This is a genomic window from Gracilibacillus timonensis (assembly GCF_900086715.1).
Lineage (GTDB): Bacteria > Bacillota > Bacilli > Bacillales > Amphibacillaceae > Gracilibacillus > Gracilibacillus timonensis.
Window position 1 is genome coordinate 1 of record NZ_FLKH01000009.1, and the last position, 15,815, is coordinate 15,815.

The following is a 15,815-nucleotide window of genomic DNA, read 5'->3' on the forward strand; positions in this document are numbered from 1 at the left end:
GGTTTCCTCGCGTTCTTGCTTCTTTTGTTCCTTACTCTTTTTGTGTTCATCTTTTATTTTGATTTTTTTACTGGCATAGATACCGGCAAGCACCACTAATGCGAAGGGGTTCGGCGATTGTTTCAGTTCTTCTTCGTCTTTCCCGTAAAAGTGATAAGTGTTGTAACGATACGTGATTTCCGTGCCATAAAAGGCATCATGAAACTGATTTTCATAGTTTGCTTCGCTGGCATCCGTTAACAGCGCGATGGCATAAATCGGTTCTGTATGGTTTTCGTAGATGCGGTAAAAATATGGAAACATGCGCCTGGCAAATTTTTTATTCTCAACTGCCTGCACTTCAATATGGATATGGACGTATTGATTTTCCCCGTTTTTTAGTGTTACTTTGGCTAGCTTATCCGTATATCTTTTCCCTTTTGCCTGTCTCAAAATATGCGGGAGAAGCTCTGTACCTTCAAAGTCGACGCCTTTGTCAAAATCAATGTCCGGGTACAAATCGGGCGCAAAAAAGGCCATAAATTCTTGAAACAATTCTTGAATAATGTTTTTCCATAGGCCATCATAATCGGGAGGTGCCGAGCGATAATCATGCGTATCTTCTTTTACTGCGGTTAACATTAGTATACCACATCCTTTCGTTAGCATAAATTTGTTTTCATCTTATCGCTTTAAGGCGGGAAAGGCAAAACGGTAAAAGTGGATTTTCATGAGGTGTAGAGGGGAGATAATCGGAATAGTGCCTGGCTATTTGATGATTTTTGCTGAGAAACAGATCTTTAAAATGAAATGTTACTATTTTTTCAAGAAAATGCAGCGTTCGATCATTGTTATCTCTCAGCACTCTAACCTTGGATGGCTACCATTTGAAATTACTTATTATTAAATGGAAAAACGCGCCATTCCATTGTATTTTATTCTGTATTTGGTAAAATACATGTGACATGTTATTTGATTGATGAAAAGTGCTTCCTAATCTACTCATCATAAATCAATCATGAGTATACACACAAGATAGTTGATAGTAACACTGTTTTGTAATCGTTTTCTTATAAGTATTAAATGAAAAAGGAGAGGTGAACATTATTAAACCGAATATATTATGGATTTGTACCGATCAACAACGCTTGGATTCATTAGGCTGTTACGGAAATGAGTTTGTCAAAACGCCTAATATTGACCGTCTGGCTGAGCGAGGAGTATTATTCGAAAATGCTTATAGTCAGAGTCCGGTTTGTACCCCTAGTCGTGCCAGCTTTCTGACAGGACGCTATCCGCGAACTAATTGCTGTCGTCAGAATGGGCAGGCGATTCCAAATGACGAGGTATTGGTCACGAAATTACTTGCGGATGCAGGATATACTTGTGGTTTATCGGGAAAGTTGCATATCTCACCTTGTTACCCATCTGCTGCACCAGAGATAGAAGCAAGAGTGGATGATGGGTATGAAACTTTTCATTGGTCGCATCATCCAAGTCCGGATTGGCCTGCTAATGAATATACACAGTGGCTCCAAGAACAGGGACAGGAATTTAAACCAGAATCAGTAGAAAACTGTTCATATGTTCAATACGGGCCTGATGCGGAATATCATCAAACCACCTGGTGTGCAGAGAAGGCGATTCAATTTATGGAAGCGAATGAGGCCAGTGAAACGCCATGGTTATTCTCTGTGAATTTCTTTGATCCACATCATCCATTTGACCCGCCCAAACAATATATACAGCGTTATTTAGATCGATTAGAGGAGCTGCCATTACCTCATTATAAGCAGGGTGAATTGAACAATAAGCCAATCTATCAACAGATGGATCATCATGGTGCTTATGGAATGAAAGGACATCTTGCTTATTCGGATATGACCGAGCATGATCACCGCATGCTTCGGGCTGCTTATTGGGCGATGGTCGACCTTATTGACGAACAGGTAGGACGAATGATAACGGCATTAGAAAAGACGGGGCAATTGGATAACACCATGATTATTTTTATGTCTGATCACGGAGAATTATTGGGAGATCATGGTGTCTATTTAAAAGGACCTCATTTTTACGAGCAATCTGTAAACGTGCCATTAATTATGTGCTGGCCTGAAAAGATACGAGAAAATAAGAAGGTGGATCGTTTCATCGAACTGATTGATCTTGCACCGACTCTATTAGAAGCGGCGGGTGAACCGGTATATGCAGGTATGCAAGGACAATCGTTATGGCCTGTGCTTACAGGGAATGATCTTACGTACACCTATCGTAAAGCCGTCTATTGTGAACACTATAATGCAAATTTCAAGCATGATGAAAAGGGAGTATACGCCACCATGATAAGAACGGATGAGCATAAGTTGGTTGCATATCATGGTGATGAAACAGGTGAACTGTATCACTTGAAGGTGGACCCAAGTGAATCGACTAACGTTTGGGATCACCCTGCTTATCAAACTATCAAGCTATCACTTTATCAATGTTTATGCGATCGAATAGTGGAAACCATTGATCCACTACCGATCAGGCAATCGCCGTGGTAAAAGTTGCTTTTGTAAAATGAATTGGTATCTGATGGATAAGCGGCTTCTGGCTTGTCCATCGGCACGTTATTTGGCGGTAGAACAATGGCTCACCAATCGATAAATATTTCACAGATGAGGCTCAAGCCTCGATTTTCAGTCGTCACTGGGGAGAGATGGTCCCCACTTATGAAATATTTATTTTCCTCTACTTGCTCCTACATGTTACACATCCGCTTTGTCACTTCATACCTATCCTCCTGCAAGTTATTCTCTCTTTCCATACAAATCCTTGTTCCTTTGCGATAATACCAGGGAAAGGAGGAATAAATCATGACGTTACCCACAGTAATGGTCGTTTCCACAGGTATTATCAGCTTAAGCCTATTTATTACAGCAATTACAATAAACGCGATGAAAAGTGATGAGCAATGAAAGCCACGCACAGCCAGCTCCACTATTCTTAAACAATGAACGCAGCATGTCATACACTTATTCTTACATGTTACTCCGTTTTTTATCACCACCTTCTATTCCTTTGCGATAATGGAGAACAAAGGAGATGAGAAGCATGTTGACGATCGAAAAGGTAACGAAATATTATGATAAAACAGAGGCATTAAGCGATGTTTCCGTGACAATTCCTAGTGGAGTTTGTTACGGGCTGGTTGGTCCAAATGGTGCAGGGAAGTCCACCCTTATTAAAATAATTACATCGATTATCCGTGGTTATGAAGGAGATATTGCATTTAACCATAAACCAATCTCTGACCAAACCAAACAGCAATCAGGATATGTTCCACAGGATATTGTTTTGGAAGAAAATATCACTGCAATCGGTAATTTATATCTGTTTGGTAGAATATATGGCTTGAAAGGAAGCAAATTGGCACAACGAACAAAAGAGGTGCTGTCGTTAATTGGACTTAGCGAAAGGAGTAAGGATAAAGTCGCCACTTTCTCAGGTGGAATGAAGCGAAGGTTGAATATAGGCTGTGCGCTAATGCATAATCCAGAGCTTATCATTATGGATGAACCGACCGTCGGTATAGATCCGCAATCAAGACAGTATATTTTTCAGATGATTGAAGAGTTGAAAGCTACCGGAAAGACCGTTGTCTATGCCAGTCATTATATGGAGGAAGTAGAAAGGCTCTGTGACTATGTCGCTTTTCTCGATAAGGGGAAAATGATAGAGAATGGTGCGATCGATAAGCTGCTTCAGCAATATGCGGTTCCTTCCATCTATATCAAAGCAGACGGGATGGCGCCAGAACAACTGGAGGCATTTGGTTCTGTTCAACAACGGCAGGAGGCATTTGTCATTTTTACCGAAGAAGCCTTACCTGTAATGGAAAAGATAATTTTCTATTGCCGCAAGAATAAGGTTGATGTAGAGCGGCTGGAGCTGGTTCGTCCTCGATTGGAAGATGTGTTTTTTAGGTTGACAGGAAGTAACTTGAGAGAATAATAAAGTTGGAGGTGTAGATGATGAATGCTATTATGATAGTAGAATTGAAAAAGCATATACAGGATAAAGGTCTGGTTTTCTGGATTCTTCTTTTGCCTATTTTATTTACGATTATCTTTATTGCCATTTTTACGGCAGGTGTGGAAGACGCGGAGAGACAGGAGGTTATTCAGACAATTGTTCCAGCATATATTGTGATGTTTGTCTTTTTTATTATGATTTCGATGGTGCAGGTATTTATCAAAGACAGGGATAAAGGTACGACGGCACGTATGGCAAGCACACCACTTAAAAGCTATGCTTATCTATTCGGAAAGTGGATTCCTTTTATGTTTATTGTATTCTTTCAGATTATTGTGTTATTTTTATTTGGAGGAATGGTTTACGATATTTCGTTTGGTGAGCCGCTGATTCTGTTGGTTGTGTCATTGTTTATGACGTTTACAGCTACCGCAATTGGATTAGCGATGTCGCTTACTGTGAATACAGAAAATATGGGAATTGCTATTACCCAGGTTGTTGCTTTGGGTGGGGCGATGCTGAGCGGGTTATGGATGCCGATTGACATGCTACCGGACTTTATGCAGACAATCGCTCGCTTTTTGCCGCAGTATTGGGCAAACCAGTCTTTTCAGGATGCGATGGCTGGGACCACACAAATCGTGGAGCTATTCCAAACATTAGGGGTATTATTAGCGATGGGATTACTAGCATTTATTATCGCTATGGTCCGGTATCCCTATTTTCTAAAACGAGCTGTGAGCTAGCAGGAGATATGGTTTGTATGTGGAGGGGTTGGAATGAAAATAAACATTGATATCGATGCTAACCATGACGAGACGCAAATCACCATTCAGGCGAAGGAATGGACGAGGGAGCTGGAGGAGATTGTCAACGTGATTAAAAAAGAGAAACAGCAGTGCTTATTTGGTATGGATGAAGACCAGACCGTTCTGCTGGAGCCAAAGGAGATCGATTTTATTCATGCGGAAAAACGCAAGATATATGCGGTCTCCAAAGATTGGCGTTTTGAATTGAGGATGAAGCTGTATGAGGTGGAAGAATTCTTAGCTCCACATGGTTTTATGCGCTTTTCAAAATCGGTGATCGGAAACCTTCATCGTATTGAAAAGTTCGAGGCGTCTTTTAATGGAAATCTATGTGTTTATTTTCAATCCGGCAACAAGGAATACATTACACGGAAATATGTCAGTGCCATTAAAGAAAAACTGATGCAGGGAGGGCAGTAACATGATACTTGAAATGTTAAAGCGTTCAACGTTGGGTATCGCTTTCGGAGCTATCGCAACTTTTATTGTCCTCACGATTATGAAACTCAATGCATGGGAGGCTTCTGTATCAGAAATATGGCTGCATATGGGGGCCAGCATGTTCTTAGGCGTTTATTTTGGCATATCTTCCCTTATTTTTGGGAACAGCGGTAATCATCTTATCAAAAAGTCGATTAGCCACTTTATCCTTACGTATATTGCTTGCCTTATTATCGCTGGTATGGCCGGTTGGATTCCTATCAGTGGCTGGTCCGTTTTATGGTTTAGTGTGATTTTTATTCTGATGTATGTGCTATATTGGTTTGGCTGGTATCTTTACTTCAAACGAGAGGAAGAGGCATTAAATAAGTATTTGCAAAGTAATAAAGACGAATGAAACTGGTTTGAATGACGCTAGAATGGTGTAAAGTAACAGTAAACAGCCAACAAATCATTTGAGGAGGTAAAAAATGAAACGACATGAAGCATTAAATCCTTTATCGCATCACCATCATCATACATTAACGCAAGCATTGGAGCTGCAACGGGCTGGTACTGAGAAAAGTCAGAAAGGCTATACGGAATTACTGCGTGATTTGATTGGTTTTTGGGAAAGGGATGGAAATAATCATTTTCGTGATGAAGAAGAAGTCCTCATCCCCTTATATTTGGAACATGCTGATTCAATAGAGATGGATTTAGTAAAAGAAATACTCTATCAGCATGCTCAAATAAGAAGCAGTATTCAACATTTGAGAGAAGACAGGCAGACTTCCTATAAAGAAATGAATGAGTTAGGCGAACTATTAAACAACCATGTGCGTTTGGAGGAACGTCAACTGTTTCCACTTATAGAACAAGCTGTACCTGAAAAGTATTTGTACCAAGCTAACGGAAGGTTTCATCGCGATTCGCATAGTGGTTTTTAACATGCAGTATAAAAAACTTGGAAAAACCCGAGCTGACCTTGATTACTAATCAACAGTAGATACGGACTACCGATAAGACGGATGATGTAAGATATCCTTGCAGTGATAATCAGTGTTGAGCTACTACCTAGCGTAGCATATTCCCGAAGTGTTCGCTCAGCATAAAAAAACAGTCACGCTCATGGCTCAGGAAAGTGATCCCCCATTTTATCGGTAGTGTAATATATTATTTGCACAAGCGACCAACTGTTTTTCTTCACTTATAGTACACGTGCGAAAGGCCAACAAAAAACAAATACGTAATTATCAAATTAGCTATTGACATGTTCTTTATAAAGAACTATTATAAGTTATATAAGCTAATTTTTTTACTCAATCGTTCTTTATAAAGAATGGAAGTCACTTCAAAATAGATTTTATAAATAAGGGTGAAGGTGATGTAAATGAATCATAATAATGCTTCTCATTACGAGGAGCAAACAAACATCAAAGAGATTGACCTCAAACAATATTTTCTGTTAATTAAAAAGAGGTTCTGGATTATTATCGTGATGACCGTCATTTCCACACTAGCAGGATACTATTACAGCCATTATAATAATGCGCCAATCTATGAATCTTCTACAAGAATGATTCTTGGATCAGGCAGTGAAGACATGAGTACACTAATGGTTATGATCAAAGATCCCATTGTCATGGAAAAAGTTGTCGAAGAACTACAATTAGAAAGATCTGCAGGTGCTATAGCAGACCAAATTACGGTTTCGCAAGTGGATGAATCGCAGGTGGTACAGATATCTGTAACGGATTCTGATCCAGAGATGGCGGCTGATCTAGCGAACGCAACGGCTGCTACCTACAAAACCGAAATAAAAGATATACTAGGATTTACCGAAGTACAATTGTTATCAGAGGCAAAAACGAACACAGCCTCGATCAATGCAGCCTCTAGTAATTTAACAATCATTACTTTTGTATCTGGTCTCATTGTAGGCTTAGGGATTATCTTTTTGATCGATTCTTTAGACGCGAAAATTAGAAAAGAAAGTGAAGTAGAAGCGTTATTAGGAGTTCCGGTATTAGGCACCGTATCGAACATGAATAAACGGGAATTCGCTGTTAAAAAACAGTCTCCCATGCTCAAACAGATGAAGGAAGGGGAAGTATATGTTAAACAAAATACGTAATGCACCAATTACTCCTATCCATCTATTAACTTATTCCTATCCAGATTCAGTCATAGCAGACCAATTTAGAGAAATCAGATCCAATATCCAATTTTTACGAGAAAAGAAGAATCATTCAATCTTACTGATTACTTCGCCGGAAGAGCGGACAGGAAAGTCAACCATGGCGGCAAATTTAGCGGTCTCTCTATCACAGCAAAATGAAAAAGTACTGTTGATTGATGCCAATTTAAGAACACCGATTATGCATTCGCTGTTCAACCTATCCAATGAAAACGGTTTATCAAATGTGCTTAGGGGGTTATCGACCGTAAAAGAAGCCATACGTCACACGGATATTCATCAGTTAGATATTATTACAGCAGGACCAGAGGTGTTTAATCCAGCAGAAATTCTGGAGAGCCATGCGATGAAAAAGCTGCTCGATGAATTGGATCATCCGTATGATATTGTGCTGATCGATTCGCCTTCTGTATTACAAACAACCGAAACAAGGGTGATTGCTAATCAATGTGAGGGAGTAGTACTTGTATTAAAACAAGGCAAAACAGAAATCGAAAAAGCCATAAAAACAAAACAAGTACTGGATCTAGCGAATGCCAATTTAATTGGGGCTATTCTGAATTAGTCGTTTTTTATTGTTTTATCGTTCGTTATTAAGAATTGATTATCGATATGTGGTGATATCATACTTACCGTTATCAATGTAGGTACTCGGCTATGCTGTGGGTTGCCATCAACCTTAGACGCGTTCGTTGTCAATAGTGTAGTGTGAGGTCGGGTTAGATGCCCGTTTATACATAAATGAAGTAGACTTTTATAGCAACGATCATCATACTGCTACCTTTCAGCAGAGCTGAAAGGCGTGTGAATGACCATTCACACGAATGGATCCAACGAGGTATGATCAAAAACTCATGCGAGCAAAGACTTGCTTTCACACGTTTTTGTTACATTTATAAGTTCAACCTATTTAGAGAAAGGGGAGTGAGAAGAGTGACTTATCGCCAGCGCATATCGTTATTTATTATTATTGATTCTTGTCTTATTTTAACAGTCTTATTTATTAGTACCCAGCTGATTGATGTGGTGGCTTCTCCGATCTACCTGTCCATTATGATAAGTTGTCTAGCTATATTATCTGCGCACCATCTGTTCTCTATAAAGTACAAACTTTATAAAAAGGTTTGGGAATATGCGAGTATTCGAGAATTATTAATTATCCTAAAAGTCGTGACTTACTCCACTTTGACAGCTGTTATTATTCATTACTTTTTTACACAAGCATTATCTTTAAAGCTGTTTGTAGTGACTTGGCTGCTTTACCTGTTTTCTATTGGTGGATCACGTTTGGTGTGGAGGATATATCGCGACACGATCCTGAATAAATCAGAAAATAGAATTCGTACCTTGATTGTTGGAGCTGGCTCTGCTGGGACCATGGTGGCCAGACAATTATTAAAGCAAAACGAAGGTCATTTATTGGCTGTTGCTTTTATTGACGACGATCCCAAGAAACATCATTTGGATATCTTAGGCCTTCCAGTCGTCGGTGGTGTAAGTCAAATAGCAACAGTAGTAAAGAAATGGGAAATTGAACATATAATTATTTCTATTCCTTCTTTAACAAGGAAAGAATTAACTATTATTTTTCAAGAATGTGCAAAGACAACGGCAAAAACACAAATTCTACCTTTTCTAGAAGATTTAATTACGGGCAAAGTATCAGTGAATCAGTTCCGTGATGTGCAAGTGGAAGATTTATTAGGGAGAGACCCAGTGGAGATGGATATGGAAAGTATTTCTGAATATATAACAGGTAAGGTAGTGATGGTTACTGGTGCAGGGGGATCGATTGGTTCTGAAATTACCAGACAAGTATCCCGTTTTACCCCTTCTCAGCTCATTCTATTGGGTCATGGTGAAAATAGTATTTACTCAATCGAGATGGAGTTAAAGGAAATATATCCGAATCGTTCGATAGAGGTGATGACAGAAATAGCCGATGTACAAGATGCCAAGAAAATGCTGCGCGTGATGGAAAAGTATAAGCCAGATGTGGTTTACCATGCGGCTGCGCATAAGCATGTACCTTTGATGGAGCGTAATCCTGAGGAAGCCATCAAAAATAATATGATTGGTACTAGAAATGCTGCTCAGGCGGCTGATCAAGCGCATGTTGGTATCTTTGTTATGGTATCAACGGATAAGGCGGTTCATCCAACGAGTGTCATGGGTGCTTCCAAAAGGCTCGCAGAAATGATTGTCCAAGATATGAATAAACGAAGTGATACGAAATTCGTAACCGTGCGCTTTGGTAATGTGCTAGGCAGTCGTGGAAGTGTGATTCCCTTATTTAAGAAGCAAATCAAGAATGGCGGACCGGTGACGGTAACCCATCCGGAAATGGTCCGTTATTTTATGACCATTCCAGAAGCATCCCGGCTTGTTATGCAAGCAGGTGCCTTAGCGAATGGCGGTGAGGTGTTTGTTCTTGATATGGGGGAGCCAGTAAAGATTATTGATTTGGCGCGGAACCTGATCAAATTATCAGGATATGCCGTTGATGATATTGGAATTAGCTACACTGGTATTCGTCCTGGCGAAAAGCTTTACGAGGAGTTATTGCAGGAGAATGAAGTGCATAACCAGCAAATGTATCCCAACATTTATATTGGAAAAACGACGAATCTCTATATCGATGAAATCACAAAATTGATTGCCAGCTATGACACACTAGATGCCGATACAGTGAGAGAGCAATTATTGACGTTAGCCAACAACTTGGTGACAAAAGAGCTAGCAGTTGTGAATATCTGACATAAAACGGTGGAAGGGGGAGCTTTACATGGCTCATAAAATATTATTTTGTGCAACCGTCGACTATCATTTTAAGGCGTTTCATTTACCGTATATGCAGTGGTTTCAAAAGCAGGGCTGGGAAGTACATGTGGCAGCAGCAGGAAATATCAATTTGCCCTACACCAATCAACAATACCGTATTGCGATTCAGCGATCTCCTTTTCATCGATCGAATCTAGCAGCTTATAAGCAACTAAAAGAAATTATCGATCAAAATCATTATACTATGATTCATTGTCACACTCCATTTGGTGGGGTACTCGCCAGACTAGCGGCAAGAGAGACTAGGAAACAGGGAACGAGAGTTTTGTATACGGCACACGGATTTCATTTTTGTAAAGGGGCACCAGTAGCAAATTGGCTGTTCTATTATCCGATTGAAAAATATTTGTCAAGATATACCGATGCACTTATCCTCATTAATCAAGAAGACTATGAGTTGGCAAAAAAACATAAATTCCATGCGACATCTATTGAACATGTACACGGAGTTGGTGTGGATACCGAGAAATATAAGCCTATAGATAAGCAGAAAAAAAGAGAGTTGCGCAAGTCATTGGGATATCAAGCCGATGACTTTTTATTATTTTATGCAGCAGAATTTAATAAAAATAAAAATCAGCAATTACTTGTACATGCCATGGCACTCGTGCAAGAGCAAGTGCCAAACGCACGATTATTGCTTGCAGGAGAAGGGCCGTTATTCGAGCACTGTCAACAGCTGGCGAGTGAGCTGGGTGTTGTCGACAGGATTGATTTCCTTGGTTTTCGCAAGGATATCGATCAGCTTTTGCCCATGTGTGATGTAGGGGTGGCCTCCAGTTTAAGGGAAGGTTTGCCTGTTAATATCATGGAGACGATGGCCTGTGGCTTACCGGTTGTGGCAGTTGATAATCGCGGGCACCGAGAACTGATTGATCATAATAAGTCTGGTTGGCTGCTTTCAAGTCCTCATGCCCTTGATTTTGCGAACCAATTAATTGATGTGTCCAAGATGGCAGAAACCGAGTTGATGTTTGGCAAGTATGCCAGAGAAAAAATCGAATCGTTATATACCGTAGATAGAATACTGATGGAAAAAAGGAAAGTGTACGAAAAGTACATGGAGGAATGGAGGGGGATGCGGTGGGCAGTCCATTAAGAGTGTTGCATGTAGTTGTGAATATGAATCGTGGTGGTGCGGAAACGCTTCTTATGAACATATACCAAAACATCGACCGAGAAAAAATCCAATTCGATTTCCTAACCTGTAAAGAAGGCGTATTCGACAAAGAAATTGAAGCACTTGGCGGGGAAGTTCACCGGATCCCTTATCTGACGGAAGCGGGTCATTCTGGTTATCTACAGGCATTGGATCATTTTTTTGCTGAACATAAGACGTATCAGATTGTCCATGCTCATATGGATAAGATGAGCGGCTTGGTGATGCGCTCTGCCAAAAAATCTGGTATTCCCGTGCGAATTGCTCATAGTCATAATACGAGAAGTGAAGGACATTTTTTAATCAAATTGTATAAGTGGTATGCCGGTCTTTTGATTTCATCCAATACCACTCAGCAATATGCCTGTTCCCAAGCGGCGGCGGAATGGCTATTTCGGTCGAAGTCACAACACACCTTCATCGTAAATAATGGGATTAATATCGAGCAATTTACTTATTCTGAGCAAAAAAGAAGATTGATGCGAGAGAGATTTGCTATTGCTGATGACACACTGGTTCTTGGCCATGTCGGCAGGTTCCATCCACAAAAGAATCACACCTTTTTAATCGAGCTTTTTCATCAAGTAAGCAAAGAAATAACCAATACCTTGCTTATCTTGGTTGGTAATGGTCCTGATCGAACAAAAATGGAAACCAAGGTAAAGGATTTAAAACTGGAACGTAAAGTGAAGTTCCTTGGGGTGAGAGACGATATTCCTGACTTGTTGCAAATGTTTGACCTGTTTGTCTTTCCGTCTTTCTTTGAAGGTTTGCCTGTTACGCTGATTGAGGCTCAAACTGCCGGATTGCCATGTATCATCTCTGATTCGATTACGGAGGAAGTGGATATGGATTTGGGATTAGTACACCGCTTGCCGTTAGTGGACCAAGCTTCATGGACACGAAAGATGATCGACATTACCAATCAACCGGTTTCTCGAATATTGGCCAAACGAGGAGTGCTAACAGAAGATTTTGACATTCAGAAGATCGCTCAAACACTACAACAACATTATCTAACAACAAAAGGAGGTGTGCTATGAAGCAACTGACTGTGTTTACCCCTACGTATAATCGGGCCTACTGTCTGCACCACTGTTATGAAAGCCTGAAAAGACAAACTTGTAAAGATTTTGTTTGGTTAGTGATCGATGATGGTTCCACCGACAATACAAGGGAGTTGGTCAAAAGATGGCAGCATGAGGAGGAGCTGGAAATACACTACTGTTGGCAAGAAAATCAAGGTATGCACGGTGCTCATAATACAGCCTATCAAAAAATAGAAACGGAGTTGAACGTGTGCATCGATTCCGATGATTATATGCCCGATGATGGCGTTGCAAAAATCCTTTATTTTTGGGCTGTACATGGGAATGAAAAAGTGAGTGGCATGGCTGGGCTTGATGCTGATAAAGAAGGTAACATCATTGGCAAGCCATTTCCGCAAGGCTTAATGCAGGCGACACTGTTTGATGTCTATTATAAACATGCTGTAACAGGTGATAAGAAGTTAGTTTATCGCACCGAGCTAACTAAGAAATATCCCTATCCGATTTTTAAAGACGAAAAATATGTCGGATTAGCCTACAAATATTATATGTTAGACAAGGATTATGAACTATTACTTATGAATGACGTTCTCTGTCATGTCGAATATCTAGCAGATGGTTCATCCTTAAATATGGTAAGACAATATCGCAAAAATCCACTTGGCTTTTCTTTTTATCGTAAAGCACTTATGCAGTTGCCTTTTGCTAATACGACATTTAAATTCAGGCAGGCGGTTCATTATGTATCCAGTAATCTCATAAGTAAAAACAAAGCATTTTTACAAGAAACACCTGCTAAAACCCTAACGACATTCGCTATTCCGTTGGGTTTTTTATTATATGTATATGTTGCTTCAAAGACGAGCAAGGCAAGTAGCTGAAAGGATATAACCCATGACCTTACTTTGGATCAACCTTGTTGTTGTATTTCTTTTTTCTGTGTCTGCAAGATATTTTGCCAAAACGGTACCAGATATGGGGCGGTCGGCTTATTTAAAACCAAATAAGCTGTTGGTATTTGGTGCATGCTTGTCACTTATTCTAATTTCTGGTCTCCGAAGTGGGATAGGTGATACCTACAATTATCGAAATATCTTTGAAACAAAGGATTTCACCTGGGAATATATCACTTCGGAAGGTGACATCGGGTTTGGGCTTCTTCAAGTCCTAATCAAAAACTATATTTCGGAGGATTCACAAGTCCTGCTTATTATCACGGCACTTGTAACAAATGTACTGATTATCATGGTTTTATACAAATATTCCCGGCTGTTGGAACTCAGTTTATATGTCTATATTACGGGCGGCTTATTTTTAATTTCGATGAATGGGATTAGACAACTATTGGCGGCAGCGATTGCTTTTACGGCCATCAAGTTTTTGATGAGTGGTCATTTTTTAAAATATGCGCTGATTGTTATGTTTGCTTCCTTCTTTCACAAGAGTGCACTCATTCTGCTTCCTATGTATTTTTTGGTCCGATTGAAGGCATGGTCAAAGGCGACGATTGCCTTAATTATATTTTCCGTTGTGGTCGTCATCGGATATGAACAATTTTCTGCTTTATTATTTACTGCTTTGGAGGATTCACAGTACAGTGCATATGATGAGTTTGCAGAAGGTGGGGCCAATATTATTCGGGTTGCAGTAGAGGCAAGCCCGCTTTTTGTTGCCTTTTTAGGGAGGAAGAAGCTGAAACATCTTTTCCGCCACAGTGATTTTGTTGTGAATATGGCGTTAGTAGGCTTAGTTTTTATGGTTATTTCTACGCAAGAATGGATTTTTGCCAGGGTATCGATCTATTTTCAGCTTTATCAGCTGATTCTTATTTCATGGATACCTAAGTTATTTCGAAGTAAAGATCAGAAGCTTATTTATTTGCTGTTGATCGTTAGTTATTTTATGTTTTATTACTATGAGTCGGTTGTGACGTTGAATATCGAGTATATCAGCGAATTTTTAACCTGGTGAGCAAAAGATCACTTGATAACCTGGAATGAACCTGAGTAATGATAAGACGAGCTAGTTCAACTATCCCATATCGTAAAGTGGATCGTTTTTGACCGCTTTGGAAACAGGCTTCACTTCTAAGTATAGGAAACTCGATGAAGATGTTCTTTGCCTGAATCGCTTGTTAACTTATGCTCTGTGGATAAAAGTGAAGGGATTGGGTGATCGCACATATATTTTCTAAAAATAACAACCTAGTGTTTTACATGGACCGGGCTGTCTTTTGTCTGGTTTTTTCTAACGAATTTAAGGGAGGGAAACAAATGACGATTCTTGTAACGGGTGGGGCTGGGTATATTGGGAGTCATACATGTGTCGAGCTCCTCCAACACGGATATGACATTATTGTTGTCGATAACTTCTCCAATAGTCGTCCAGAATCATTGCACAGAGTAAAACAAATCACAGGAAGGACATTCCAGACGTATTACATTAATCTTTTAGATAAAAAAAGCGTAGAAAAGGTCTTTCTTGATCATCAAATAGACGCTGTGATTCATTTTGCAGGCCTAAAAGCGGTCGGAGAATCCGTGACAGTCCCTTTACAGTATTATCAACATAACGTAAAAGGCAGTCTAATCTTGTTTGAGGTAATGGAGCAATTCTCCGTGAAAAAACTAATCTTTAGTTCTTCGGCTACGGTCTATGGTAACCCGAAAACAGTGCCCATCACAGAAGATGCAGAGCTGAGGGCTACGAATCCATACGGCCGAACGAAACAGATGATCGAAGAAATATTACTCGATACAGCCCATGCGGATTCGTCATGGAGTATTGCCTTATTACGTTATTTTAATCCAATCGGGGCACATGAAAGTGGGCTTATCGGTGAAGATCCGGAGGGACCACCGAATAATCTCCTGCCGTATATTTCGCAAATTGCGATTGGCAGAAGGGAACAACTTCGAATATTCGGGAATAATTACCCCACAGCGGATGGAACTGGAGTACGAGATTATATCCATGTCATCGATCTGGCAATGGGACACTTAAAAGCGTTGGAATACATGCAAAAAAATCATGGCATAGAAGCCTATAATTTAGGTACAGGCAAGGGCTATAGTGTACTTGAGGTAGTGGACGCCTTTGAGAAGGTGTCAGGAAATCAAATTCCTTACACCTTTGTCAAGCGACGGCCAGGTGATATTAGCAGTTGTTTTGCCGATCCTGCGAAAGCGAAAAAACAGTTAGCTTGGCAAGCCATGAGAGGAATCGAGGAAATGTGCGCCGATGCTTGGCGCTGGCAAAGAAATAATCCAACTGGATATCGCATCATAAGCGAAAAAACACCGTTGCAAAAGCCAACATCGGTGTTTTTAATGCATTAGGTG

The 15,815-nt window shown here is 40.1% G+C and carries 15 protein-coding genes; 14 read left to right on the top strand and 1 reads right to left on the bottom strand.

Translation table 11 applies throughout. From position 1 onward, the window contains the following. Nucleotides 1-621, bottom strand: a 621-nt coding sequence (locus BN6556_RS02250; protein ID WP_187374470.1) for an Rpn family recombination-promoting nuclease/putative transposase, incomplete at its 3' end; no start/stop codon positions are given. Nucleotides 622-1,076: 455 nt separating this feature from the next. On the opposite strand from BN6556_RS02250, the gene BN6556_RS02255 reads away from it, so the two are divergent. From BN6556_RS02255 to galE, 14 genes are all read left to right on the top strand, one after another. Next, the gene (locus BN6556_RS02255; protein WP_235817435.1) at nt 1,077-2,525 is read left to right on the top strand and encodes a sulfatase family protein; all 1,449 of its coding nucleotides are present in this window, start codon (nt 1,077-1,079) and stop codon (nt 2,523-2,525) included. A gap of 550 nt (nt 2,526-3,075) precedes the next feature. Beyond that, entirely contained in the window at nt 3,076-3,975 is a 900-nt protein-coding gene (locus BN6556_RS02260; protein WP_066186640.1) for an ABC transporter ATP-binding protein, read from the top strand. A gap of 17 nt (nt 3,976-3,992) precedes the next feature. Continuing rightward, nucleotides 3,993-4,742: an ABC transporter permease gene (locus BN6556_RS02265; protein ID WP_235817437.1), complete on the top strand. Its 750-nt coding sequence runs from the start codon at nt 3,993-3,995 to the stop codon at nt 4,740-4,742. A gap of 33 nt (nt 4,743-4,775) precedes the next feature. Further along, nucleotides 4,776-5,225 (top strand): LytTR family DNA-binding domain-containing protein, encoded by a 450-nt coding sequence (locus tag BN6556_RS02270; RefSeq protein WP_066186645.1) that lies wholly within the window; start codon nt 4,776-4,778, stop codon nt 5,223-5,225. Between the two features lies 1 nt (nt 5,226). Beyond that, nucleotides 5,227-5,643: a DUF3021 domain-containing protein gene (locus tag BN6556_RS02275; RefSeq protein WP_066186649.1), complete on the top strand. Its 417-nt coding sequence runs from the start codon at nt 5,227-5,229 to the stop codon at nt 5,641-5,643. A 73-nt stretch (nt 5,644-5,716) separates the two neighbouring features. Further along, entirely contained in the window at nt 5,717-6,175 is a 459-nt protein-coding gene (locus tag BN6556_RS02280; protein WP_066186652.1) for a hemerythrin domain-containing protein, read from the top strand. A gap of 443 nt (nt 6,176-6,618) precedes the next feature. Then, nucleotides 6,619-7,362, top strand: a complete 744-nt coding sequence (locus tag BN6556_RS02285; protein ID WP_066186655.1) for a YveK family protein — start codon at nt 6,619-6,621, stop codon at nt 7,360-7,362. Next, nucleotides 7,343-7,990 (top strand): CpsD/CapB family tyrosine-protein kinase, encoded by a 648-nt coding sequence (locus BN6556_RS02290; protein WP_066186657.1) that lies wholly within the window; start codon nt 7,343-7,345, stop codon nt 7,988-7,990. Before BN6556_RS02285 ends, BN6556_RS02290 begins: the two co-directional genes overlap by 20 nt. 368 nt (nt 7,991-8,358) lie before the next feature. Then, on the top strand, nt 8,359-10,182 hold the full coding sequence (locus BN6556_RS02295; protein ID WP_066186660.1) for a polysaccharide biosynthesis protein: 1,824 nt from the start codon (nt 8,359-8,361) through the stop codon (nt 10,180-10,182). Nucleotides 10,183-10,210: 28 nt separating this feature from the next. After that, on the top strand, nt 10,211-11,365 hold the full coding sequence (locus tag BN6556_RS02300; RefSeq protein WP_066186662.1) for a glycosyltransferase family 4 protein: 1,155 nt from the start codon (nt 10,211-10,213) through the stop codon (nt 11,363-11,365). Beyond that, nucleotides 11,350-12,468, top strand: coding sequence for a glycosyltransferase family 1 protein (locus BN6556_RS02305; protein ID WP_066186665.1), 1,119 nt, complete (start codon nt 11,350-11,352; stop codon nt 12,466-12,468). The genes BN6556_RS02300 and BN6556_RS02305 overlap by 16 nt, the downstream gene beginning before the upstream one ends. Next, nucleotides 12,465-13,355 carry a glycosyltransferase family 2 protein gene (locus BN6556_RS02310; protein WP_066186668.1) on the top strand — a complete coding sequence of 297 codons (891 nt, stop codon included), beginning with the start codon at nt 12,465-12,467 and terminating at the stop codon, nt 13,353-13,355. The genes BN6556_RS02305 and BN6556_RS02310 overlap by 4 nt, the downstream gene beginning before the upstream one ends. A 13-nt stretch (nt 13,356-13,368) precedes the next feature. Continuing rightward, nucleotides 13,369-14,445 (top strand): EpsG family protein, encoded by a 1,077-nt coding sequence (locus BN6556_RS02315; RefSeq protein ID WP_066186671.1) that lies wholly within the window; start codon nt 13,369-13,371, stop codon nt 14,443-14,445. A 302-nt stretch (nt 14,446-14,747) separates the two neighbouring features. Beyond that, the gene (galE, locus tag BN6556_RS02320; RefSeq protein WP_066186674.1) at nt 14,748-15,812 is read left to right on the top strand and encodes a UDP-glucose 4-epimerase GalE; all 1,065 of its coding nucleotides are present in this window, start codon (nt 14,748-14,750) and stop codon (nt 15,810-15,812) included. Nucleotides 15,813-15,815 lie beyond the last annotated feature (3 nt).

What these genes read in the sequence shown, in the direction of transcription:
- BN6556_RS02260 (WP_066186640.1), top strand. Translation starts at nt 3,076, where the DNA reads ATGTTGACGATCGAAAAGGTAACGAAATATTATGATAAAACAGAGGCA.
- BN6556_RS02265 (WP_235817437.1), top strand. Translation starts at nt 3,993, where the DNA reads ATGATGAATGCTATTATGATAGTAGAATTGAAAAAGCATATACAGGAT.
- BN6556_RS02270 (WP_066186645.1), top strand. Translation starts at nt 4,776, where the DNA reads ATGAAAATAAACATTGATATCGATGCTAACCATGACGAGACGCAAATC.
- BN6556_RS02275 (WP_066186649.1), top strand. Translation starts at nt 5,227, where the DNA reads ATGATACTTGAAATGTTAAAGCGTTCAACGTTGGGTATCGCTTTCGGA.
- BN6556_RS02280 (WP_066186652.1), top strand. Translation starts at nt 5,717, where the DNA reads ATGAAACGACATGAAGCATTAAATCCTTTATCGCATCACCATCATCAT.
- BN6556_RS02285 (WP_066186655.1), top strand. Translation starts at nt 6,619, where the DNA reads ATGAATCATAATAATGCTTCTCATTACGAGGAGCAAACAAACATCAAA.
- BN6556_RS02290 (WP_066186657.1), top strand. Translation starts at nt 7,343, where the DNA reads ATGTTAAACAAAATACGTAATGCACCAATTACTCCTATCCATCTATTA.
- BN6556_RS02300 (WP_066186662.1), top strand. Translation starts at nt 10,211, where the DNA reads ATGGCTCATAAAATATTATTTTGTGCAACCGTCGACTATCATTTTAAG.
- BN6556_RS02310 (WP_066186668.1), top strand. Translation starts at nt 12,465, where the DNA reads ATGAAGCAACTGACTGTGTTTACCCCTACGTATAATCGGGCCTACTGT.
- BN6556_RS02315 (WP_066186671.1), top strand. Translation starts at nt 13,369, where the DNA reads ATGACCTTACTTTGGATCAACCTTGTTGTTGTATTTCTTTTTTCTGTG.
- galE (WP_066186674.1), top strand. Translation starts at nt 14,748, where the DNA reads ATGACGATTCTTGTAACGGGTGGGGCTGGGTATATTGGGAGTCATACA.